Here is a 21,344-nt window from a genome sequence, read left to right on the forward strand (position 1 = left end):
CTTACTGCCCGGCGATCGTCATCCGTTCAATCAGCACCGAACCGATCTGCTTGGTCCCGCGCACGAGCGTATCGGAACCGATCGCGACGATGTGCCGGAACATCTCCTGCAGCGTGCTCGCCACCGTGATCTCCTCGACCGGATACTGGATCTTGCCGTTCTCGACCCAGAAACCCGACGCACCGCGCGAATAGTCGCCGGTCACGTAGTTGACGCCCTGCCCCATCAGCTCGGTCAGCAGCAGACCCGTGCCGAGCTTTTTCAGCATCGCCTCGAAGTCGTCTTCGGGACGCGTCTGCGTACTGCGCATCGACAGGTTGTGCGAGCCGCCCGCATTGCCGGTGGTCTGCATACCGAGCTTGCGCGCCGAATACGTCGACAGGAAATAGCCTTCCACCACGCCGTCTTTCACGACCGAACGCTGCTTCGTGCGCACGCCTTCTTCGTCGAACGGTGCGCTGCCCATTGCGCGCGCGACATGCGGATCTTCGACGATCTGGATGTGCGGCGCGAACACCGGCGTGCCGAGGCTGTCGACGAGGAACGAGGTCTTGCGATACAGCGCGCCGCCACTCGTCGCCTGCACGAACGCACCGAGCAAACCGGCTGCGAGCGGCGCTTCGAACAGCACCGGCACCTTGCGCGTATCGAGACCGCGGGCACCGATCCGCGCGAGCGCGCGTTGCGCTGCATAGCGGCCGATCGCTTCGGGATCGGCGAGCTCGGACGCGCTGCGCTTCGACGTGTACCAGTCGTCGCGCTGCATGTTGCGGCCGCTGCCGGCGATCGGCGCACACGCGACGTAGTGCCGCGAAAACGGGTAGCCCGACAGGAAGCCGCGTGACGTGGCGAGGACGAACTGCGAATGCTGCGCCGACACGCTCGCGCCTTCCGTGTTGCGGATCTGCGGGCTGGTGGCGAATGCGGCTTCTTCCGAGCGACGGGCGATCTCGACGGCTTCGTCGGCGGTGAGATTCCACGGGTGATACAGATCGAGATCGCGCGGCGCTGTTTCCAGCAGTTCGGCTTCGGCGAGACCTGCGCAATCGTCTTCGGCAGTGAAGCGCGCGATGTTGTACGCGGCTGCGACCGTGTCCTTCAGCGCCGACGACGAAAAGTCCGACGTGCTCGCGTTACCGCGCTTGTTACCGATGAAAACGGTCACGCCGACCATCTTGTCGCGGTTATGTTCGATTGTCTCGACTTCACCGCGCCGCACGGACACGGACAGGCCATCGCCTTCCGAAATTTCCGTGGCGGAGTCGCTCGCACCGAGTGACTTCGCGTGGCGAAGGATGTCCGAGGCGATCTGCTTCAATTCGTCCTGCGTATGCGGGAAAAAACGCTGTCTGGCGTCCATGTCTGCTGCCATTGTCGTTGCCGTCCTGTATTGCCGTTCGGTCAGGGACCGGCGCGGGAGCCGGTCGGTCGGGAAGTCCGTCTGCAGGCGCTGCCTCGGGTAACCGGGCGGCCACGCTGCGCATCCCGCGATCATAGCAAGGTCCGCGCACGCGCACCTGCGATTCGTTCGGCCGCCCGACGTACGCGGATGCCACAGCAGCCGGTTGGCGCGGTCCGGCACGCTACAATACGGCCTATGACACGCAAAACCCGCATTCAACCGATGGAAACCGCTGTCGTCGTCGACGACAACGGCTACGATCGCCCCAGCAAATCGCAGCTGAAGCGCGACATGCACGCGCTGCAGGAACTGGGCGAAACGCTCGTCGCCCTGCCAAAAGATGCGCTCAAGCGCATGCCGATGCCCGAAAAGCTCGACGAAGCGGTTCGCGAAGCGCGCCGCATCACCGATCACGAGGGCAAGCGCCGCCAGATCCAGTACGTCGGCCGCGTGATGCGCTCGCTGTTCGAAGACGAGGTCGCCGCGCTGCGTACGGCGCTGGATGCCTACAACGGCATCAACAAGGCCGAAACGGCCCGGATGCACTGGATCGAACGCACGCGCGAGAAACTGCTCGCCGACGATGCCGCGCTCACCGAATTCATCCGCCTGCACCCGGCCGCCGATCCGCAGGAAGGCCGTACGCTGATCCGCAACGCCCGCAAGGAAGCGCAGCAGGCACGGCCGCCGCGATACTTCCGTGAGCTGTTCAAGTGGATCAAGACCGCGAGCGGCACGGGCAAGGACGAAGGCGACGAAACCGCTGCCGATGGCGAGGAAGGCGACGATGACGACGACCGCGCCTGACGCTGACCGCGCGTTGATCGTCGGGCTGGTTTCGATCAGCGACCGGGCGAGCACGGGCGTCTACGAAGACAAGGGAATTCCGTCGCTGCAGACGTGGCTGGAAACGGCGCTCGCATCGCCGTGGCGCGCCGAAACGCGGCTGATCCAGGACGACGCGGCCACCATCACGGCCACGTTGATCGAACTCGTCGATGAGGCCGGCTGCGACCTCGTGCTGACCACCGGCGGCACCGGCCCGTCGCGCCGCGACGTGACACCCGAAGCGACGCTGGCGGCCGGCACGAAGGAAATGCCGGGCTTCGGCGAGCAGATGCGGCAGATCAGCCTGCATTTCGTACCCACCGCGATCCTGTCGCGGCAAGTCGCCGTGATCCGCGAAACGCCGGGTCGCGCCGCGCTGATCGTCAACCTGCCGGGCCAGCCGAAGTCGATTCGCGAAACGCTGGAAGGTCTGCGTGACGAAACCGGCGCGGTGAAAGTGCCCGGCATCTTTGCGGCGGTGCCTTACTGCATCGATCTGATCGGCGGCCCGTATGTGGAAACCCAACCCGCCGTCGTCACGGCGTTCCGGCCGAAGAGTGCCCAGCGGCCGCCGCGCTAGCCGTTACGGCGTGGACGTATCGGCGATCGGTACGCTCGCCGCCGGCACCAGAAAATGCTCGCGGTAGTAGCGCAGTTCTTCGATCGATTCATGGATGTCGGCGAGCGCCGTGTGCATCGCGCGCTTCTGGAAGCCCTTGTAGGTGGCCGGTTGCCAGCGGCGGCACAGTTCCTTCAAGGTGCTGACATCGAGATTGCGGTAGTGAAAAAACCGCTCGAGATCCGGCATCCAGCGGGCCATGAAGCGGCGATCCTGGCAGATCGAGTTGCCGCACATCGGCGATTTGCCCGGCGGCACATAGGCGCCGAGGAACGTGCGGATCTGTTCGACGGCGTCCGCTTCCGTTACCGTCGACGCACGCACCCGGTCGATCAGCCCCGAGCGCCCATGCGTGTTCTGATTCCACTGGTCCATCTTCGCGAGCGTTTCGTCGCTCTGATGAATGGCCAGCACGGGGCCCTCGATGAGCTTGTCCAGGTGCGAATTCGTCACCACGACGGCGATCTCGATGATGCGATCGCTGTCGGGTTCGAGCCCCGTCATTTCCATATCGAGCCAGACGAGATTCATGTCGCTGCGCACGAGCGCGGGAGCGTCGGGAGCGTTGGAAGTGCCGGCAGGGTCGAGGGTGTCAGTCATGAGAGGCAGCCTTGGTTGGCCGGACCGGACGGATAGGACGCACACGACGGCGGCTGGCGCCAGCCCGGCACGGTTCGCCTGAACGCTCCCGCCCGGCTGGCAGGAAGAAACATATAATTCTCGCATAGTTACCACGGATCCCCCGGATGCCTACCCTGTACTTCACTGCCCTGTTCGCGATCGCCGTCCTGCTGATGGTCGGCACCAAGCTATGGCTCGCGACGCGGCAGATCCGCTTCGTTGCCGCGCACCGCGCCCAGGTGCCCGCTCAGTTCTCCACCACGATCACGCTGACCGCGCACCAGCGCGCGGCGGACTATACGGTCGAGCGCGCGCGCCTTGGCATGCTCGAGATCGTCGCGGGTGCCGCGGTGCTGGTGGCGCTGACGCTGCTTGGCGGCATCCAGGCGCTCGACGTCGCCCTCTCCGGCTGGCTCGGACACGGCTACGGCGGCCAGATCGCCCTCGTGGCGGCCGTGCTCGCAATCACGGGCGTAATCGACCTTCCATTCGATTACTACCGGCAGTTCGTGATCGAAGAACGCTTCGGCTTCAACCGGATGGGCAAAGGCCTGTTCTTCTTCGATCGCATCAAGGGCGTGCTGCTCGGTGCGGCCCTCGGATTGCCGCTGCTGTTCGTCGTGCTCTGGCTGATGAATCAGGCGGGCGGTCTGTGGTGGCTCTGGGCGTGGGTGGTCTGGGTCGCGTTCCAGATGCTGGCGCTGGTGCTTTATCCGACCTTTATTGCTCCGATTTTCAACAAGTTCGAGCCGCTGAAAGACGAAGCGCTGCGCTCGCGCATCGAAGCGCTGATGAAGCGCTGCGGGTTTGCGGCGAAGGGACTGTTCGTGATGGACGGCAGCCGGCGCTCGGCGCACGGCAATGCGTATTTCACCGGTTTCGGCGCATCGAAACGGATTGTCTTCTTCGATACGCTGATCGCGCGTCTGTCGGGCAGTGAGATCGAAGCCGTGCTCGCGCACGAGCTCGGCCATTTCAAGCGACGCCATGTGCTCAAGCGGATGATCGTCACGTTCGTCATCAGTCTCGCGATGCTGGCGCTGCTCGGCTGGCTGTCGCAGCGCGTGTGGTTCTTCGAAGGGCTCGGTGTGCGGCCGTCGCCGACGAGCGGCGACAGCGGGCTCGCGCTGGTGCTGTTCTTCATTGCATTGCCGGTGTTCCTGTTCTTCGTGACGCCGCTCGGCAGTCTCAGTTCACGCAAACACGAATTCGAAGCGGACGCGTTTGCCGCCACGCAGACGGACGCGAAGGATCTCGTCAACGCGCTCGTCAAGCTGTATGAAGACAACGCATCGACCCTGACACCCGACCCGCTCTATACCGCGTTCTACTATTCGCATCCGCCGGCGTCGCAGCGTATCGATCGCCTGTTGCGGCACGCATGAAGCACCGCTCGGCGAAGCCCGCCCGGGCAGCAACCGGTGCCCGCGCACACGGCCTCGTGGTCGCCGCGCACGGGCGCCACTACCTCGTCACGCCCGACGACGGTGGCCCCTCACTACAGTGCTTTCCGCGCGGCAAACGCAGCGAGGTCGCGGTCGGCGATCGCGTGCTGTACGAATGGACTTCAGCAGATCAGGGCGTGATCGTGGAAATCGGCGAGCGGCGCAACCTGCTGTACCGTTCGGACCAGTACAAATCGAAGCTCTTCGCCGCCAATCTCGACCAGCTGCTGATCGTCCTCGCCACCGAGCCGCACTTCAGCGAAGACCTGCTCGGCCGCGCGCTGGTTGCCGCTGAGGCACACGAACTCAAGCCGCTGATCGTCCTGAACAAGATCGACGTGGAAGCCGAACTGGCTGGCGCACGCGCACGCCTGGAACGCTACCGGGGGCTCGGCTATACCGTGGTCGAGGTATCGATCAAGGCGCAGCCGGAAGCGGCACACGCAATTCTCACCGAGCATCTGCACGGCCATGCGACGCTGCTGCTCGGTCAGTCCGGGATGGGCAAGTCGACGCTCGTGAACCTGCTGATTCCCAACGCCGAAGTCGCCACGCGGGAGATCTCCACGGCGCTGAACAGCGGTCGCCATACGACCACGTTCACGCGACTCTATCCGCTGCAGGAAGGCGGCGCGTTGATCGACTCGCCGGGGTTCCAGGAGTTTGGCCTGCATCACCTGACCGAGGGGCGGCTCGAGCGCGCGTTTCCCGAATTCCGTCCCTTGCTCGCGCATTGCCGCTTCTATAACTGCCATCATCTGCAGGAGCCGGGTTGCGCGGTGCTCGAGGCGGTCGCCGACGGCAGGATCGCGCGCACGCGGCATGCGCTGTATGCACAGCTCGTGCATGAGGCGAGTCAGATCGTTCGTTGAGCATTGAGCAGCCCCAGTTTTCTTTACGGCTCGTCCTTTCCATGCTGAAGCTGATGCGCGCACCGAATCTGCTGATCGGCCAGCACTGGGTCAATGTGCTGGCGACAGCCGGCATCGGCTGCGAGTTACACAATCGCTATCTGAACGGGGCGCTCGGCGAGATCCCCGCGGATCAATGCGCGCCGGAACTGTGGCTCACCGACGAGCGCGATGAAATGATGGCGCGCAGATTGATCGACATAGCGTTACATGGGCCGGTGGCAGGCGCGCCGTCGTGGCGCTGTGGGCAGTGTGGCGAAACGCTGGAGGCACAGTTCACGGTGTGCTGGCAATGCGGGACGGCACGCGATCCGCTCGGCGACTGAGCGGCCGCGTTGGCGTTGGCACCGTATCGAACTCGATGTGCGGGCGCTGAAAAGAATCGAGGCCGGTCTGGCCGGCCTCGTTCGAACTGCACTTTTGTGCCCGCTAGTGCGGGTACTGCCCTGCTACGCTACGCAAGCCATACGGCAATCGTCAGCATCAGCAGCAGGATCATCCACAGGATCACCGCGCGCCACACCAGCCCGACCGCCGATTGCAGCGTGCGCGGCGTGCAGTCGTCGCCGACCGGGAGCGGGCCGCCATCGCCGGTTGCGAGCGCATCGAGACTGGACGGCTCCGCAAGCGGGCCCGCCAGCCGCGCACCCAGCGCGCCGCTGCCTGCGGCAAGCAGCACACCGTCGTTCGGATCGGGCCACTGACGCGCATGATTGCGCCACGCATAGATTGCGTCCTCGAAATTGCCGACGATCGCAAAGCCCAGCGACGTGAGCCGCGCCGGCACCCAGTCGATCACGAAGAATGCGCGTTGTGCGAAAGTCGAAAACGCCGCGGTGCGATCGACCGCGGGCTGCGACCAGGTGCGCGCCAGATATTCGGCGATCCGGTACAGCACCGCGCCGGCCGGACCGATCGGCACGAGGAACCAGAAGAACACGCCAAACACATGCCGATGCGACGCGACAACCGCATGGATCAGCGTATGCCGGACGATCTCGCTGACCGGCATATCGACGGTGTCGATCCCGGTCCATTCGGCGAGAATCTCCCGCGCGCGCGGGACGTCGTCGTTATTCAGCGCGAGATGAATGTCGGTGAAGTAATGGCTGAACTGCCGGAAGCCGAGCGTGAAATAGACGATCACCGCATTCCACATGAACGCCAGCACGAAATTGATCCGGTACAGCACGTAGTAGACGAGGCCGACGGCGAGCGTCCATGGCAGGACGACCACGAGCCACGCGAGAATGCCGTGCTTCGGCTTGCCGGCATCGAACCCGCGAGCCGCCGATTCCGCGTGATATTGCAACAACGCCGACACCGGATTGTTCGGCGACAGCGCGCGCATCTGTTCGACGATGAGAGCGAGCAATACGGAGAAAAAAGTCATGCGATGCGCCGTGCCATTCGAGTTTTTACAGTTGTGTTGTAACGATAGCACAGGGTCGGATGCCGCTGAACGGCGGCTTTACAAACGCACAACGTCCGTCCCGGCCACGCGCGAATTACGCCATGAGAAAACGATAGAAATTGCGCAGCATGCCCGCCGTCGCGCCCCAGATGAAATAGTCGGCGCCCCCATTGGGACGCGGATACGGCATCGCGAAGAAACGGCGTTCGTTGCCTTCCCAACGGAACAGACGCACCTCGTGATGCGCGGGGTTCATCAGGAAAGCGAGCGGCACTTCGAAGATTTCGGCGACCTCGAGCGTATCGGCTTCGACGGTGAACGGCGGATGCACGAGGCCCACTACGGGTGTGACGCGAAAGCCCGTGCCGGTCATGTAATCGGGCAGCGTACCGAGAATTTCCACGCGCGCCGGATCGAGTCCGACCTCTTCTTGCGCTTCACGCAACGCGGTCGCGGTGGCATCGGTATCGTGCGGCTCTTCACGGCCGCCGGGAAAGCTGACCTGGCCAGCGTGGTCGTTCAGATGGTCGGCACGCTGCGTCAGCAAAACGGTCAGGCCGCCCTCGCGGACCACGAGCGGCACCAACACCGCCGCCACACGCGGATCGGTGCCTTCGACCCAGCGCACCTCGGCCTGCTCGGGGTCCCAACTCAGCCGCTGTTCGAAACGGGCCCGCAGGGCATCGGGCGTCAGACGTGCGGGGGCCGCGGCGGGCAGATCGCCACCGGTAGCCACGACAGGCAGGGTTTCGGGTTCGAAAACTGGGCGGATCAACGGGACTCTCGGCGCGGGCAAATGTGGGACATCGACGGGATAACCGACATTCTGCCTCGCCAAACAAAAAAGCACCCGTAACGGGTGCTTTTTCTTACAGCTTTTACTCCTGGGAAGCCGCGCGGTCTTTCGACACGAGCTTTTCCTTGATCCGGGCCGACTTGCCCGAACGGTCGCGCAGATAGTACAGCTTTGCACGACGCACATCGCCGCGACGCTTCACGACGATGCTCGCCAGCAGCGGCGAGTATGTCTGGAACGTACGCTCGACGCCTTCGCCCGACGAAATCTTGCGGACGATGAACGACGAGTTGAGGCCACGATTACGCTTCGCAATGACGACGCCTTCGTAAGCCTGAACGCGCTTGCGGGTACCTTCGACCACGTTCACGCTGACGATCACCGTATCGCCGGGGGCGAATGCGGGAATGGTCTTGCCTGCGAGCGCGCGCTCGATTTCTTCCTGCTCGAGTTTTTCAATCAGATTCATCACTGACTCCTAATGCCATCTTGTCGGCGTTCGTACCTGCCTTGCATGGGCTTGCCCAGAGGGTTTGCCTGTTACGCGCGGCTACGGCCCCGATAGAGGATGGGTTCACATCTGGCGCCGCTCACGCATGAACGACACCGCCTGGTTCCCGCCCGGAACGCCAGGGCCTCAGGCCTTGGGCGCTTCCTTCGCGAGACTTGCAAGCCATGCCTCATCGGCACGGCTCAACAACTTGTTCTTTCTGGCCCGTTCGATCAGATCGGGCCGTTTGTGCCACGTATTACGCAGCGCTTCACGACGACGCCACAGCATGATTTCCGCATGATGGCCACCGAGCAGCACATCCGGCACGCGCGCACCGTCGTATTCCTCCGGCCGCGTGTAATGCGGACAATCGAGCAGACCGTCGACAAAACTGTCCTGCACCGCCGACTGCGCATCGTTCAGCACGCCCGGCAACTGACGTACGATCGCGTCCATCATGGCCATCGCGGGTAGCTCACCGCCCGACAGCACGAAATCGCCGAGGCTGATTTCTTCGTCGACATACCGGTCGATCAAACGCTGGTCGATGGCTTCATAGCGACCACACAGCACGATCAACCCTGGCTCGCCAGCGAGTCGCATCACGCGTTCGTGATTCAGCGTCGCACCTTGCGGCGACATCATCACGACTCGCGAACCCGTAATGCCCTGCTCCGCCTGCGCGGCGCGTGCTGCGCCGAGCGAATCTTCGAGCGGCTTGGCCAGCATCACCATGCCGGGCCCGCCGCCATACGGCCGGTCGTCGATCGTACGGTAGTTGTCGGTGGTGAAATCGCGTGGATTCCAGGTCCGCAACCCGTAACGCGCCTGCTTCGCCGCACGGCTCGTAATGCCCCAGTCGGTCAGCGCGCGGAACATTTCGGGAAAGAGCGTCACGACATCGAACTGCATCGCTCTCTCCGTTTCAGCGAACGCTTGCTAATGGGTTCAGTAATCGGCTTCCCAGTCGACTGTGATCTGCTTCGCCGCCTGGTCCACATGCTTGACGTACACACCGACGAACGGAATGAGCCGTTCGCCGTTGACCGGCTTGCCATCCTTGCCGGTTGCCGGGTACTCGACACGCAGCACCGAATGGGCGCCGTTGTCGATCATGTCGGCGACCTTGCCGAGTGCGACCCCGGCAACGTTGACCACATCCAGACCGAGCAGGTCGACCCAGTAAAACTCGTCGGCCTTCAGCGAGGGAAACTCGCTGCGGCTCACATAAACACGACAGCCGCGCATGGCGGCTGCAGCGTCGCGACCATCTACACCGGCCAGATGCGCAACGATACTGTCGGAATGGATCTTCGCCTGCAGTACCGGCGTCGACTTGCGTTCCGGATTCGCATCGCGGCCCTTGAGCAGCCACCAGCGCTTCGCGCTCAGCAGCGCATCGCCGCCGTGCCCGGCGTCCGCATGCGCGGCCACCTTGACCCAACCCTTGAGACCGTAGGCATCGACGATGGCGCCAACTTCAACGGCATCGGTCGGCCAGCTTTCCGGCGATTCGACACGCATTGGCTGCATATCGGGATCGGGGCTGACTTTCGGTGCAGCGGGTGCAGCAGCTTTCGACGGCTTGCGAACAAACGCGCCGAACGGGGCCTCGGATGCCGATGCGGGCGCTTTCGCGCGACCGGAGCCGCTGGAATCAGGCGCTGACATGGACCGACCTCAAAGCATAGTGTGCTAACGCAGGCGCGCCGCGAAACCGCAGCCGCGCTTGCCTTCGCGCATCAAGTGCATCGCACCGCCGGACCATGCCGTCGATGCAATTACCTGCCGCCATCAGGCAGCCGGTTGTGCCTGTTGCGCTTGCTTCACGAGACGCTCGACCGTCGGCGACAGCTGGGCGCCAACGCCTTGCCAGTACGTCAGGCGATCTTGAGCGATACGCAGCGATTCGCCCTTCGTAGCGACCGGGTTGTAGAAACCAACGCGTTCGATGAAGCGGCCGTCACGACGGTTACGCGAATCGGTTGCGACGATGTTGTAGAACGGGCGCTTCTTCGAGCCGCCACGAGCCAAGCGGATGATGACCATACTGGAATCCTTGAAAACCGGGGTTCAGAACCACGAAACGCGAGATTATAGCCCGAAACCAACGCCATAACAAACACTTACGGGGATAAACTGGCGGGCTCGGTGGCGCGGGCCATACAGTGGCGCCGTTCTGGCGCCGCGAAATCTTCTGATGAAAGGTTGTCTGGACGTGAAACCTGCGTGGGAGCTGGCACCTGTGCGGCACAGCGCCGCGTGACCGCCGGCTCCCACGCGGCGTAGAATTCGCGTCGGCCCGCGCGCAAGCGCGCCGCATCTTCCCGCAGCCTGTCGCTCTCTCCATGTCCACCGCCGCTTCGACTTCTCCGCGCTTTCGCTCCAAAACGGCCACCGCCGCGCTTGCCTTCTTCTTCGGCACGCTCGGTGCGCACCGCTTCTATCTGTATAGCCAGCGCGACCCGTATGGCTGGCTGCACGTCGTCGGCACAATGCTTGGCATCCCGGGTGTTCTGCTGCTGGTCGCGAGCGAGCGGGCCTCGATGCTCGGCTGGTTTCTCGCCGTTCCTGGCGCGATATCGCTGCTGTCCGCATTCCTCGCGGCGATCGTCTATGGCCTGCGTCCGGATGACAAATGGGATGCGCAGTTCAACGCGCAGACCGGACGACACAGCCGCTCAGGCTGGGCCGTCATCTTCGTCGTGATCTTTTCGCTGCTGATCGGCGCCTTCCTGCTGATGACCGGGCTGGCTCTGTCGTTCCAGACTTACTTTGAATCGCAGGTCGAAGCGGCCAAAACGCTCTCGCAGTGAATATATTCAGGCAGCACTGCTAGAACAGATCCAGTTGCGGGCTCGCAGGTTTATCCGGCGCGGCCCGCGGCATGGGGTTCAGCTCGACGCGCTGGAAATGCGACATATCGAGGATGCCGCGATCCCGCCGGTTCAACCCAAGACGGCGCGCCGCGTTGTAAAAGCGCTGCCGCAGCAGATCGGCCCAGAGACCTTCACCCTTCATCCGGCTGGCAAACGACGAGTCGTAGTCCTTCCCGCCCCGCATGTCGCGCACCCGGCTCATCACACGGTCGGCTCGATCCGGAAAGTGCGCAGACAGCCAGTCCTTGAAAAGCGGCGCGACCTCCCACGGCAGCCGTAGCACGATATAGCTCGCGTTCGTCGCGCCCGCTTCCGCGCAGGCTTCGAGCACGCGCTCCATGTCGGGCTCCGTCACGAACGGAATGACCGGCGCAATGCTCACCCCGACCGGCACTCCCGCTTCACTCAATGTCCGGATCGTACGCAGCCGGCGAGCCGGCGTTGCCGCACGCGGTTCGAGTGTGCGCGCGATATCGGCATCGAGCGTCGTGATCGTAATGGCCGCCATGACCTGACCGCGTTCGGCCATCGGTGCGAGCAGATCGAGATCGCGTTCGATCAGCGATGACTTCGTAATGGCGGCAAACGGCTGGCCGCGATCGTGCAGCACCTGAATAATGCGGCGCGTGAGCCGCAAGTCGCGTTCGACCGGCTGCCACGCGTCCGTGTTGACGCCGAGCGCGATCGGCTCCGGCACATACGACTTCTTCGACATCTCGCGCTCGAGCAGTTCGGGCGCGTTGATCTTCGCGTAGATACGGCTTTCGAAATCGAGCCCCGGCGACAGCCCGAGATAGCTGTGCGTCGGCCGCGCAAAGCAATAGATGCAGCCGTGTTCGCAGCCGCGATACGGGTTGAGCGAAACGTTGAATGGAATATCCGGCGACGCATTGCGCGTGAGGATACTTTTCGCCTTTTCCTCGAACACCTGCGTACGCAACGCTTTTGGCTCGCCGTCTTCGTCGGGGTTTGGCGCCCAGCCGTCGTCGACGGTTTCGCGCTGGTCGACTTCGTAGCGGCCCTGCAGGTTCGTCACCGCGCCTCGGCCCTTGCGGGGCGCAGGCGGCGCGATCGGAAATTCGCGGCCGGTAGCGAAAACAGAATTGAAATCGGAGTCGGGATCGGACATGGCTGGGCGCAGCAAACGGCATCAATACTGTACAAATATACAGTGTTTACGCGGTTTGTCGAGCGCCGATACAACGCAAAAAAACGTGCCGTACCGCCGCTATTCACCTACTGCAATCGCCAGCGATTCCTTGATTTCTTCCATCACCACATAGCTCTTCGACTGCACCGCGCCCGGCAGTTGCAGCAGGATGTCGCCGAGCAGCTTGCGGTAGTCGGCCATCTCGCCGATGCGCGCCTTGATCAGATAGTCGAAATCGCCGGACACGAGGTGGCATTCGAGCACCTCGGGGATCTTCTGCACCTCACGGCGAAACTGGTCGAACATGTTGCCGCTCTTGTGGTCGAGGGTGATCTCGACGAATACCAGCAGCGCTGCACCGAGCTCCTTGGGATTCAGGCGCGCGTAATAGCCGGTGATCACGCCGTCGCGCTCCATCCGCTTCACCCGCTCGATACATGGCGTAACCGACAGCCCCACCTGCTCCGCGAGGTCTTTCATCGCCATGCGGCCATCCTCCTGCAGAAGCTTGAGGATGCGGTGATCGAGCTTGTCGAGTGCGCGGATCGGTTGACGTTGTGTTCTCATCGTGTTTTTACTGAAAATCGCAAAAATACAATAACAAAACCTAGGGAACGATCAATAGTATAGCGGTTAACACTGGGCCACTCGCGTAATACCTCGTTAATCGCATGTACTGACCGATTTCACGAGCGCCAGGGCCTTTCGACCTCTCTGGAGCAGCTATGCGGGTTGTCATTTTGGGTAGCGGTGTCGTCGGGGTGACGAGCGCCTATTATCTTGCACGTGCCGGTCACGATGTGACCGTTATCGATCGTGAAGCGGGCCCTGCGCTCGAAACCAGTTTTGCCAATGCCGGCCAGATCTCGCCGGGCTACGCGGCGCCGTGGGCAGCACCTGGCGTGCCGCTGAAAGCCGTCAAGTGGATGTTCCAGAAACATGCGCCGCTCGCCATTCGTCTCGATGGCACGCAGTTCCAGTTGCAATGGATGTGGCAGATGCTGCAGAACTGCACGTCCGCACGCTATGCGGTGAACAAAGGCCGCATGGTCCGTCTCGCTGAATACAGCCGCGATTGTCTGCAGACGCTGCGCGCCGAAACCGGCATCCAGTACGAAGGCCGCACGGGCGGTACGCTGCAGGTGTTCCGCAGCCAGCAGCAACTCGATGGCGCTGCGAAAGACATCGCCGTACTCCAGGAAGCCAACATCCCGTACGAGTTGCTGTCGCCGGACGAACTGGCGCGCGCCGAACCGGCACTCGCCGCGGTGTCGCACAAGCTGACCGGTGGTCTACGCCTGCCGGGCGATGAAACCGGCGACTGCCAGCTGTTCACCACACGTCTCGCGGCAATGGCCGAAGCGCTCGGCGTGAAATTCCGCTACAACACACCGATCGACGCACTCGCCATGGCAGGCGGACGCATCGCCGGCGTGCAATGCGGCAACGAGCTGGTGCGTGCCGATTCGTTCGTCGTCGCGCTGGGCTCCTACTCGACGAAATTTCTGTCGAGCATCGTCAAGATTCCGGTGTATCCGCTCAAGGGCTATTCGATCACTGCGCCGATCGTGAACGCGGCCGCAGCGCCGGTCTCGACCGTGCTCGACGAAACCTACAAGATCGCGATCACGCGCTTCGACGACCGCATTCGTGTGGGCGGCATGGCGGAGATCGTCGGCTTCGACAAGACATTGCGCAATGCGCGCCGCGAGACGCTCGAAATGTGCGTCAACGATCTGTTCCCGGGTGGCGGCGATACGTCGAAGGCCACCTTCTGGACCGGCCTGCGCCCGATGACGCCGGACGGCACACCGATCGTCGGTCGCACGCCTGTGTCGAACCTGTTCCTGAACACCGGGCACGGTACGCTCGGCTGGACGATGTCGTGCGGCTCGGGCCAGTTGCTCGCCGATCTGATCTCCGGCAAGCAGCCGGCTATTCAATCCGGCGACCTGTCGGTGCATCGCTACCTCGGCGAAACTGGCGGCACGCATCGCCCGGCTTACGCTTGATACTTCTAGCGATGGCTTTTTGCCGTGCTTGACATAGTTCACCTGAGAGAACAAACGGCGCCTTCAAGGCGCCGTTTGTTTTGCCGGATCAGTTTGCCTGTTCCCGCGTCATGCCTGCGGCAAACCGATCGCACAGATCGATCAGAACTGATCCTCCGACAACGCCAGCACCCCTTCACCACCCTTCGCACTGACGATCGCCGCTTCGAATGCGCTCGCCTGCGACAACACATGCTCGGCAAAGAACTGTGCAGTCGCGATCTTCGCGCCGTAGAACGACGGATCGTCGGCCTGTTTTTGTGCGGCCACGAGCAATGCACGCGCCATCTGCCAACCGCCCAGCACAATACCCGCGAGCTTCAGATAAGGCACGCTGCCAGCGAACACCGCATTCGGATCGCGTCGCGTGTTCTCGACGACGAAGTGCACCGCTGCCTCGAGCGAACGCTGTCCCTGCGCGAGGTGCCGCTGCATCGATGCGAACGCCGGACCCTGCTGCTGGCCAAGCTGTTCGACCGTCTGCGCAATGCCAGCCAGTAGCGCTTTCGCTACGGCGCCGCCGTCGCGCACCGTCTTGCGGCCGATCAGATCGTTTGCCTGGATAGCCGTCGTACCTTCGTAGATCGGCAGGATGCGCGCGTCGCGATAGTACTGCGCAGCGCCCGTCTCCTCGATGAAACCCATGCCGCCGTGTACCTGCACGCCGAGGCTCGTCACATCGATCGACAGCTCGGTGCTCCAGCCCTTGACGATCGGCACGAGGAATTCGTAGATCGCCTGATGCTCGGCCCGCTTCGCTTCGTCGGGATGCCGATGCGCGATATCGCAATGAGCCGCAGCCACATAAGCGAGCGCACGCGAAGCTTCGGTCAGGCCGCGCATCGTCGATAGCATGCGGCGCACATCCGGATGCTGGATGATCGCCACCGATTGCTTCGCCGACCCGTCGACCGGACGGCTCTGCACACGCTCCTTCGCATACGCGACCGCCTTCTGATACGCACGGTCCGACACGCTGACGCCCTGCAACCCAACCGCGAAACGCGCCGCGTTCATCATGATGAACATGTACTCGAGGCCGCGATTCTCTTCGCCGATCAGATGACCGAGCGCGCCGCCATGGTCGCCGAACTGCAGAACCGCCGTCGGACTCGCCTTGATACCGAGCTTGTGTTCGATCGACACGCAATGCACGTCGTTGCGCTCGCCGAGCGATCCGTCCGCATTGACGAGAAACTTCGGCACGATGAAAAGCGATATGCCCTTCACGCCTTCGGGCGCACCGGGTGTGCGCGCCAGCACGAGATGGGCGATGTTCTTCGCCATGTCGTGCTCGCCCCACGTGATGAAAATCTTCGTACCGAAGATCTTGAACGCGCCGTCACCGGTCGGCTCCGCACGCGTGCGCACCAGCGCGAGATCGGAGCCGGCCTGCGGCTCCGTGAGGTTCATCGTACCGGTCCACTCGCCGGAGATCAGCTTCGGCACATATGCCTGTTTCTGTTCTTCCGTGCCTGCGGTCAGCAGCGCTTCGATCGCGCCGTCAGTCAGCAGCGGACACAGCGCAAACGACAGGTTCGACGCGTTGAGCATCTCGACGCAAGGCGTCGCGATCAGCTTCGGCAGGCCCTGCCCTTCGTAATCGATGGGGTGCTGGACGCCTTGCCAGCCGCCTTCAGCAAACTGGCGGAACGCGTCGGCAAAACCCGGCGTTGCCGTGACCTTGCCATCGCGCCAGCTACTCGGATTGCGGTCGCCCTCTACATTCAGCGGCGCCAGAACTTCGCCGCAGAATCGCGCGGATTCTTCGAGTACGGCCTGAGCGGTCTCGAGGTTCGCATCTTCGAAGCCGGGCAATGCCGCGATGTCTTCGAGACCGGCCAGTTCCTTCATGACGAACAGCATGTCTCGGATGGGCGCGTTGTACATGTCAGTTCTCCTCCTGCCTGAATGTTGTAGCTGAGCGATATAGAAAGGGGCGCGGGACTTCAGGTCCTGCGCCCCTTCGGTTACTGCCGGACGCCTGTTGTGCGGCGTTATCCAGTGCTATTCAGCGCTAGCCGGCGACGATCCGTGCGCGCGACAAGCGCGCAGTCGACACTCAAAGCTCGCCGACGAGCTCCGGCACGACCGTGAACAGATCACCCACCAGACCGTAATCGGCCACGCTGAAAATCGGCGCTTCCGGGTCCTTGTTGATCGCCACGATGACCTTCGAGTCTTTCATCCCTGCCAGATGCTGGATCGCGCCGGAGATGCCCACCGCGATATACAGCTGCGGCGCGACAATCTTGCCGGTCTGTCCGACCTGGTAGTCGTTCGGCACGAAGCCTGCATCGACGGCTGCACGCGAAGCGCCGAGCGCTGCATTCAGCTTGTCCGCGAGTGGCTCAAGCACCTTCGTGTAGTTCTCGCCGCTGCCGAGCCCACGGCCGCCCGACACGATGATGCTGGCCGAGGTCAGTTCAGGACGATCCAGCTTCGTCACTTCACGGCTGACGAACTCCGAAAGGCCGGAATCCGCTGCTGCGTCGATCTTCTCGACCGCTGCGCTGCCGCCTTCGGCCGCAACCGGATCGAAGCCGGTCGTGCGAACCGTGATGACCTTGATCGGATCGGCGGATTGCACCGTTGCGATGGCGTTGCCTGCGTAGATCGGGCGCTCGAACGTGTCGGCGCTATCTACAGCGGTGATGTCGCTGATCTGCGCAACGTCAAGCTTCGCTGCAACGCGCGGAGCGATGTTCTTGCCGTAGGGGGTGGCCGGCGCAAGGATGTGCGTATACGCCTTCGCGATACCGACGACCGTCGCTTCGACGTTCTCTGCAAGGCCCGCTTCCAGTTGCGGCGCATCGGCCAGCAGCACCTTCGATACACCGGCGATCTTCGCCGCTGCATCGGCCGCGCCCTGCGCGTTATGGCCAGCCACCAGCACGTGAATATCGCCGCCGATCTTCTGCGCCGCTGCAATCGTGTTCAGCGTCGCGGGCTTGATCGACGCGCTGTCGTGTTCAGCAATTACCAGATTTGTCATGTTGTCCGTCTCCTCACAGCACCTTGGCTTCGGTCTTCAGCTTCTCGACCAGCGTCTTCACGTCGGGCACCTTCACACCGGCGCTGCGCTTGGCCGGCTCGACCACTTTCAGCGTCTTCAGGCGCGGCGTCACGTCGACACCAAGGTCTTCGGGCTTGAGGATTTCGAGCGGCTTCTTCTTCGCCTTCATGATGTTCGGCAGCGTCACGTAGCGCGGCTCGTTCAGGCGCAGATCGGTAGTGACAACGGCTGGCAGCTTCAGCGACAGCGTTTCCGCACCGCCATCGACTTCGCGCGACACCGTCGCCTTGCCGTCGGCCACGACGACCTTCGATGCAAACGTAGCCTGCGGCAGATTCGCCAGCGCGGCGAGCATCTGGCCGGTCTGGTTCGAGTCGTCGTCGATGGCCTGCTTGCCGAGGATCACCAGTTGCGGCTGTTCCTTGTCGACCAGCGCCTTGAGCAGCTTGGCCACGGCCAGCGGCTGCAGATCTTCATTCGATTCGATCAGGATCGCGCGGTCCGCGCCGATCGCGAGCGCCGTGCGCAGCGTTTCCTGCGCCTGCGTCACCCCTGCCGACACCGCGATCACTTCAGTCGCAATGCCCGCTTCCTTCAACCGTACCGCCTCTTCCACCGCGATTTCGTCGAACGGATTCATCGACATCTTCACGTTCGCAATGTCGACTCCCGTGCCGTCCGACTTCACACGGACCTTCACGTTGTAATCGACCACTCTCTTGACTGGCACCAGGATTTTCATGCACACGCTCCAAAGTTACGAATACGTCAACCCAGCGGCCATTATAACGACTGCCTTCTTCCAGACAGTCGCTGGCGTGGGTTTGCTGCGAGGATATTGCGCCCTGACACGACACCGGCAAGGAAACGGGTAGGACGGTCGGTGGGCTTGACTGCGATAGCGAACGATCGTTCTATTTTAAACGCAAAAAAACCCGGGTGCCAACCCCGGGTTCCGACCGACGCCTCTAACTGGTGGCGAGGCCTCCGCATTTGCGTGGCGACACGCATGCTTACCAGGCAGCGACGACCGAACCGCCAAAGCGGCTTTCGATGAACTGCTTCACTTCCGCGGAGTGATAGGCGGCCACGAATTTCGCCACCCACGGCTTGTTACGGTCCGCGGCACGGATCACGAGGATGTTGGCGTACGGACCTTGCGGGTCTTCGATGGCGATCGCGTCCTGCTTCGGCTTCAGGCCCGCCTCCATCGCGAAGTTCGTGTTGATCGCGGCGGCATCGACGTCGCCGAGCGAACGCGGAATCTGCGCCGCATCGAGTTCGACGATCTTCAGTTTCTTCGGGTTATCGACGATGTCGAGCGGCGTTGCCTTCAGGCCCGCATCGGCGCGCAGCTTCAGCAGACCGTTTTTCTGCAGCAGCAGCAACGCGCGACCACCGTTGGTCGGATCGTTCGGTACCGCGATCTTCGCTCCGTTTTGCAGCTCGGCCAGCGCCTTCACTTTCTTCGAATAAATGCCCATCGGGAACGTGACCGTATCCGCGATCTTGATCAGCGGGTAGCCGCGGTCTTTCACCTGCGCCTGCAGATAGGGCTCGTGCTGGTAGCTGTTTGCATCGAGATCGCCGGCGGCGAGCGCGGCGTTCGGCTGCACGTAGTCGGAGAATTCGACGATCTTGATGTTCAGGCCGTTCTTCGCGGCGACGCCCTTCACCACTTCCATCAGTTGCGCGTGCGGGCCGCCGGTGACGCCGACCTTGATGGTGTCGTCGGCCTGGGCCGACGTGGCGAAAACGGTGAACAGCGACGCGGCGCCGAGCGCGGCCGCGAGCCTGACAATGAAACGACGTTGCATGACCGACCTTTATGATTCTCGTTGAACGGGTTATCGAACGAAGCGCAACAACTCTTGTTAACCCTTGTTATTTATGACTCAAACGACGCACGAGCCAATCCCCGAACGACTGCACCAGTTGCACGAACACGATCAGGATCACGACGACGGTCAGCATCACTTCCGGCAGGAAGCGCTGATAACCGTAGCGGATCCCCAGATCGCCCAACCCGCCGCCTCCGATCGCCCCGGCCATTGCCGAGTAGCCGACCAGCGAAACGAAGGTGATCGTCAGACCCGCGACGACGCCGGGCAGCGACTCCGGCAACAGCACCTTGAACACAATCTGTGAGGTCGTCGCGCCCATCGCCTGAGCGGCTTCGATCAGCCCGCGATCCACTTCGCGTAGCGCCGTTTCGACAAGCCGCGCGATGAACGGCGCGGCGGCGATCGTCAGCGGCACGACGGCGGCAGCTGTGCCGATCGATGAACCCACGACGAGCCGCGTGAACGGAATCACCGCCACCAGCAAGATGATGAACGGCGTCGAACGCACGGCATTGACCACGATACCCATCACGCGATTCACCGCGATGTTCTGCAGCACGCCCTGGCGGTCGGTCAGATACAGCAGCACGCCGAGCGGCACACCGGCAAGCGCGCCGACCGCACCGGAAATGCCCACCATCACGAGCGTTTCCCAGAACGACTGCACGAACATATCGAACATTTCACTCAACATACGAAAGCTCCTCGACCACCACACCCTGTTCGCGCAAAAACGCTATCGCCTGCGCGACCTTCAGCGGCTCGCCGCCCGCCAGCACCGCGAGCGAGCCGAACGCCTGGCCCTGAATCTCATCGATCTGGCCGTGCAGGATGTTGAAGTCCAGTTCGTAGCGACGGATCGTTTCCGAGAGGATCGGCTGATCGACGCCCGAACCCGTGAACGCGAGACGCAACAGATGACCACTACCGGTCTTGAGGCGCTCGGCGACGCGCGCTTTCATCGCTGGTGGCAACTCCTGCGCGATCACATCGCCGATCAGCGCGCGCGTCACTTCGTGATGCGGCTGCAGGAACACGTCGATGACCTTGCCTTCCTCGACGACGCGCCCCGCATCGAGCACCGCGACGCGATCGCAGACCTGCTTGATCACGTCCATCTGGTGCGTGATCAGCACGACGGTCAAACCGAATTCGCGGTTGATGCGTTTGAGCAGATCGAGAATCGAGCGCGTGGTTTCCGGATCGAGCGCGGAAGTCGCTTCGTCGGACAGCAACACCTTCGGCTTGCTCGCCAGCGCCCGCGCGATGCCAACTCGCTGCTTCTGGCCGCCGCTGATCTGCGCCGGATAGCGATCCTGCTGCGCTGAAAGGCCAACCAGATCGAGCAACGGCAAGACGGTCGCCTTGATCTCGGCAGCCGACATGCCGGCCAGTTCGAGCGGCAACGCGACGTTGTCATAGACGGTGCGTGACGACAGCAGGTTGAAATGCTGGAAGATCATGCCGATTTCGCGCCGCGCTTCGCGCAGTTGCGCGGCGGGCAGCGTCGTCAGATCGCGGCCGTCGACGACGATATTGCCTTCGGTAGGCCGCGTAAGCAGGTTGATCGTCCGCACGAGCGTGCTTTTGCCCGCGCCGCTGCGTCCGATGATGCCGAACACTTCGCCCTGCGGAATGGACAGATTGACGTTGTGCAGCGCTTCGACCCAACCGCGGGGCCCCGCGAAACGCTGCGAGATGTTGCGTATTTCAATCATTGAGAACAGGACGGCGGTCTGCCGGACGACGGATCGTCCGTCGCGATGATCGCAAAGGTCAACCGCCGCCTTGATAGAGGATGGCCGGCGATTTTACCGCAGCGTCGACATTTCCCTTAATAATCAATTCCGATCTTTTCATAACGGGAGAGCATTA

Annotated in this window: 23 protein-coding genes; 7 read left to right on the plus strand and 16 right to left on the minus strand. The window is 62.8% G+C overall.

Annotation, left to right across the window (positions count from 1 at the left end):
- Position 1 precedes the first annotated feature (1 nt).
- Positions 2 to 1,372, minus strand: a complete 1,371-nt coding sequence (pmbA, locus tag BWP39_RS04785; RefSeq protein ID WP_096718555.1) for a metalloprotease PmbA — start codon at positions 1,370 to 1,372, stop codon at positions 2 to 4.
- Between the two features lie 225 nt (positions 1,373 to 1,597).
- Here pmbA and yjgA point away from each other — a divergent pair, with 225 nt between their 5' ends.
- Both yjgA and mog read left to right on the plus strand, forming a co-directional pair.
- Entirely contained in the window at positions 1,598 to 2,209 is a 612-nt protein-coding gene (yjgA, locus tag BWP39_RS04790) for a ribosome biogenesis factor YjgA (protein ID WP_096717388.1), read from the plus strand.
- Positions 2,190 to 2,810, plus strand: coding sequence for a molybdopterin adenylyltransferase (gene mog / locus BWP39_RS04795; protein ID WP_096717390.1), 621 nt, complete (start codon positions 2,190 to 2,192; stop codon positions 2,808 to 2,810). The genes yjgA and mog overlap by 20 nt, the downstream gene beginning before the upstream one ends.
- A 3-nt stretch (positions 2,811 to 2,813) precedes the next feature.
- Here mog and orn read toward each other — a convergent pair whose 3' ends face one another.
- Positions 2,814 to 3,449: an oligoribonuclease gene (orn, locus tag BWP39_RS04800; protein ID WP_096717392.1), complete on the minus strand. Its 636-nt coding sequence runs from the start codon at positions 3,447 to 3,449 to the stop codon at positions 2,814 to 2,816.
- A 146-nt stretch (positions 3,450 to 3,595) separates the two neighbouring features.
- Here orn and BWP39_RS04805 point away from each other — a divergent pair, with 146 nt between their 5' ends.
- From BWP39_RS04805 to BWP39_RS04815, 3 genes are read left to right on the plus strand one after another with little or no spacing between them, the layout of a single operon-like run.
- On the plus strand, positions 3,596 to 4,855 hold the full coding sequence (locus BWP39_RS04805) for a M48 family metallopeptidase (RefSeq protein WP_096717394.1): 1,260 nt from the start codon (positions 3,596 to 3,598) through the stop codon (positions 4,853 to 4,855).
- The gene (gene rsgA / locus BWP39_RS04810) at positions 4,852 to 5,787 is read left to right on the plus strand and encodes a ribosome small subunit-dependent GTPase A (protein WP_096717396.1); all 936 of its coding nucleotides are present in this window, start codon (positions 4,852 to 4,854) and stop codon (positions 5,785 to 5,787) included. Before BWP39_RS04805 ends, rsgA begins: the two co-directional genes overlap by 4 nt.
- A gap of 44 nt (positions 5,788 to 5,831) precedes the next feature.
- Positions 5,832 to 6,152 (plus strand): putative signal transducing protein, encoded by a 321-nt coding sequence (locus BWP39_RS04815; protein WP_096718557.1) that lies wholly within the window; start codon positions 5,832 to 5,834, stop codon positions 6,150 to 6,152.
- A gap of 128 nt (positions 6,153 to 6,280) precedes the next feature.
- On the opposite strand, the gene BWP39_RS04820 is transcribed toward BWP39_RS04815, so the two are convergent.
- The 6 genes from BWP39_RS04820 to rpsP form a co-directional block, all read right to left on the minus strand.
- Positions 6,281 to 7,219 carry a CobD/CbiB family protein gene (locus BWP39_RS04820; protein ID WP_096717398.1) on the minus strand — a complete coding sequence of 313 codons (939 nt, stop codon included), beginning with the start codon at positions 7,217 to 7,219 and terminating at the stop codon, positions 6,281 to 6,283.
- A gap of 115 nt (positions 7,220 to 7,334) precedes the next feature.
- Positions 7,335 to 8,015: a CoA pyrophosphatase gene (locus BWP39_RS04825; protein WP_096717400.1), complete on the minus strand. Its 681-nt coding sequence runs from the start codon at positions 8,013 to 8,015 to the stop codon at positions 7,335 to 7,337.
- Between the two features lie 103 nt (positions 8,016 to 8,118).
- Entirely contained in the window at positions 8,119 to 8,505 is a 387-nt protein-coding gene (gene rplS, locus BWP39_RS04830) for a 50S ribosomal protein L19 (RefSeq protein WP_091011521.1), read from the minus strand.
- A gap of 168 nt (positions 8,506 to 8,673) precedes the next feature.
- Positions 8,674 to 9,441 carry a tRNA (guanosine(37)-N1)-methyltransferase TrmD gene (trmD, locus tag BWP39_RS04835; RefSeq protein ID WP_096717402.1) on the minus strand — a complete coding sequence of 256 codons (768 nt, stop codon included), beginning with the start codon at positions 9,439 to 9,441 and terminating at the stop codon, positions 8,674 to 8,676.
- Positions 9,442 to 9,477: 36 nt separating this feature from the next.
- Positions 9,478 to 10,200 (minus strand): ribosome maturation factor RimM, encoded by a 723-nt coding sequence (gene rimM, locus BWP39_RS04840; protein ID WP_096717404.1) that lies wholly within the window; start codon positions 10,198 to 10,200, stop codon positions 9,478 to 9,480.
- 123 nt (positions 10,201 to 10,323) lie between these two features.
- Entirely contained in the window at positions 10,324 to 10,578 is a 255-nt protein-coding gene (rpsP, locus tag BWP39_RS04845; RefSeq protein ID WP_091011518.1) for a 30S ribosomal protein S16, read from the minus strand.
- 299 nt (positions 10,579 to 10,877) lie between these two features.
- On the opposite strand from rpsP, the gene BWP39_RS04850 reads away from it, so the two are divergent.
- Entirely contained in the window at positions 10,878 to 11,345 is a 468-nt protein-coding gene (locus tag BWP39_RS04850; RefSeq protein ID WP_096717406.1) for an NINE protein, read from the plus strand.
- A gap of 19 nt (positions 11,346 to 11,364) precedes the next feature.
- Here BWP39_RS04850 and BWP39_RS04855 read toward each other — a convergent pair whose 3' ends face one another.
- Together BWP39_RS04855 and BWP39_RS04860 are read right to left on the minus strand one after the other, a co-directional pair.
- Positions 11,365 to 12,537, minus strand: a complete 1,173-nt coding sequence (locus BWP39_RS04855; protein ID WP_096717408.1) for a PA0069 family radical SAM protein — start codon at positions 12,535 to 12,537, stop codon at positions 11,365 to 11,367.
- A gap of 99 nt (positions 12,538 to 12,636) precedes the next feature.
- A complete protein-coding gene (locus BWP39_RS04860; protein WP_096717410.1) occupies positions 12,637 to 13,125 on the minus strand; it encodes an Lrp/AsnC ligand binding domain-containing protein in 489 nt (162 codons plus the stop codon).
- A 158-nt stretch (positions 13,126 to 13,283) separates the two neighbouring features.
- Between BWP39_RS04860 and BWP39_RS04865 the strand changes: the two genes are divergently transcribed.
- Positions 13,284 to 14,570, plus strand: coding sequence for a D-amino acid dehydrogenase (locus BWP39_RS04865; protein WP_096717412.1), 1,287 nt, complete (start codon positions 13,284 to 13,286; stop codon positions 14,568 to 14,570).
- A 141-nt stretch (positions 14,571 to 14,711) separates the two neighbouring features.
- On the opposite strand, the gene BWP39_RS04870 is transcribed toward BWP39_RS04865, so the two are convergent.
- The 6 genes from BWP39_RS04870 to BWP39_RS04895 all read right to left on the minus strand — a co-directional run bounded on the left by BWP39_RS04870 (position 14,712) and on the right by BWP39_RS04895 (position 21,187).
- Entirely contained in the window at positions 14,712 to 16,499 is a 1,788-nt protein-coding gene (locus BWP39_RS04870) for an acyl-CoA dehydrogenase (protein WP_096717414.1), read from the minus strand.
- Positions 16,500 to 16,671: 172 nt separating this feature from the next.
- Positions 16,672 to 17,604 (minus strand): electron transfer flavoprotein subunit alpha/FixB family protein, encoded by a 933-nt coding sequence (locus BWP39_RS04875; protein ID WP_096717416.1) that lies wholly within the window; start codon positions 17,602 to 17,604, stop codon positions 16,672 to 16,674.
- A gap of 13 nt (positions 17,605 to 17,617) precedes the next feature.
- A complete protein-coding gene (locus BWP39_RS04880; RefSeq protein WP_096717418.1) occupies positions 17,618 to 18,367 on the minus strand; it encodes an electron transfer flavoprotein subunit beta/FixA family protein in 750 nt (249 codons plus the stop codon).
- A gap of 271 nt (positions 18,368 to 18,638) precedes the next feature.
- Positions 18,639 to 19,442 (minus strand): MetQ/NlpA family ABC transporter substrate-binding protein, encoded by an 804-nt coding sequence (locus tag BWP39_RS04885; RefSeq protein WP_096717420.1) that lies wholly within the window; start codon positions 19,440 to 19,442, stop codon positions 18,639 to 18,641.
- A gap of 67 nt (positions 19,443 to 19,509) precedes the next feature.
- Positions 19,510 to 20,163 (minus strand): methionine ABC transporter permease, encoded by a 654-nt coding sequence (locus BWP39_RS04890; protein ID WP_091011650.1) that lies wholly within the window; start codon positions 20,161 to 20,163, stop codon positions 19,510 to 19,512.
- A complete protein-coding gene (locus BWP39_RS04895) occupies positions 20,153 to 21,187 on the minus strand; it encodes a methionine ABC transporter ATP-binding protein (protein ID WP_096717422.1) in 1,035 nt (344 codons plus the stop codon). The genes BWP39_RS04890 and BWP39_RS04895 overlap by 11 nt, the downstream gene beginning before the upstream one ends.
- Between the last annotated feature and the right edge of the window lie 157 nt (positions 21,188 to 21,344).

Origin of the sequence: Paraburkholderia acidicola (genome assembly GCF_002362315.1) — a bacterium.
GTDB classification, from domain to species: domain Bacteria; phylum Pseudomonadota; class Gammaproteobacteria; order Burkholderiales; family Burkholderiaceae; genus Paraburkholderia; species Paraburkholderia acidicola.

Bases quoted from the DNA above. Each gene is read 5' to 3' on its own strand.
- BWP39_RS04820 (WP_096717398.1), bottom strand. From the start codon at position 7,219: ATGACTTTTTTCTCCGTATTGCTCGCTCTCATCGTCGAACAGATGCGC.
- yjgA (WP_096717388.1), top strand. From the start codon at position 1,598: ATGACACGCAAAACCCGCATTCAACCGATGGAAACCGCTGTCGTCGTC.
- BWP39_RS04880 (WP_096717418.1), bottom strand. From the start codon at position 18,367: ATGAAAATCCTGGTGCCAGTCAAGAGAGTGGTCGATTACAACGTGAAG.
- rplS (WP_091011521.1), bottom strand. From the start codon at position 8,505: ATGAATCTGATTGAAAAACTCGAGCAGGAAGAAATCGAGCGCGCGCTC.
- BWP39_RS04855 (WP_096717408.1), bottom strand. From the start codon at position 12,537: ATGTCCGATCCCGACTCCGATTTCAATTCTGTTTTCGCTACCGGCCGC.
- BWP39_RS04865 (WP_096717412.1), top strand. From the start codon at position 13,284: ATGCGGGTTGTCATTTTGGGTAGCGGTGTCGTCGGGGTGACGAGCGCC.
- mog (WP_096717390.1), top strand. From the start codon at position 2,190: ATGACGACGACCGCGCCTGACGCTGACCGCGCGTTGATCGTCGGGCTG.
- orn (WP_096717392.1), bottom strand. From the start codon at position 3,449: ATGACTGACACCCTCGACCCTGCCGGCACTTCCAACGCTCCCGACGCT.
- BWP39_RS04895 (WP_096717422.1), bottom strand. From the start codon at position 21,187: ATGATTGAAATACGCAACATCTCGCAGCGTTTCGCGGGGCCCCGCGGT.
- trmD (WP_096717402.1), bottom strand. From the start codon at position 9,441: ATGCAGTTCGATGTCGTGACGCTCTTTCCCGAAATGTTCCGCGCGCTG.
- BWP39_RS04805 (WP_096717394.1), top strand. From the start codon at position 3,596: ATGCCTACCCTGTACTTCACTGCCCTGTTCGCGATCGCCGTCCTGCTG.
- BWP39_RS04875 (WP_096717416.1), bottom strand. From the start codon at position 17,604: ATGACAAATCTGGTAATTGCTGAACACGACAGCGCGTCGATCAAGCCC.
- rimM (WP_096717404.1), bottom strand. From the start codon at position 10,200: ATGTCAGCGCCTGATTCCAGCGGCTCCGGTCGCGCGAAAGCGCCCGCA.
- BWP39_RS04870 (WP_096717414.1), bottom strand. From the start codon at position 16,499: ATGTACAACGCGCCCATCCGAGACATGCTGTTCGTCATGAAGGAACTG.
- rsgA (WP_096717396.1), top strand. From the start codon at position 4,852: ATGAAGCACCGCTCGGCGAAGCCCGCCCGGGCAGCAACCGGTGCCCGC.
- rpsP (WP_091011518.1), bottom strand. From the start codon at position 10,578: ATGGTCATCATCCGCTTGGCTCGTGGCGGCTCGAAGAAGCGCCCGTTC.
- BWP39_RS04890 (WP_091011650.1), bottom strand. From the start codon at position 20,163: ATGTTGAGTGAAATGTTCGATATGTTCGTGCAGTCGTTCTGGGAAACG.
- BWP39_RS04860 (WP_096717410.1), bottom strand. From the start codon at position 13,125: ATGAGAACACAACGTCAACCGATCCGCGCACTCGACAAGCTCGATCAC.
- pmbA (WP_096718555.1), bottom strand. From the start codon at position 1,372: ATGGCAGCAGACATGGACGCCAGACAGCGTTTTTTCCCGCATACGCAG.
- BWP39_RS04885 (WP_096717420.1), bottom strand. From the start codon at position 19,442: ATGCAACGTCGTTTCATTGTCAGGCTCGCGGCCGCGCTCGGCGCCGCG.
- BWP39_RS04850 (WP_096717406.1), top strand. From the start codon at position 10,878: ATGTCCACCGCCGCTTCGACTTCTCCGCGCTTTCGCTCCAAAACGGCC.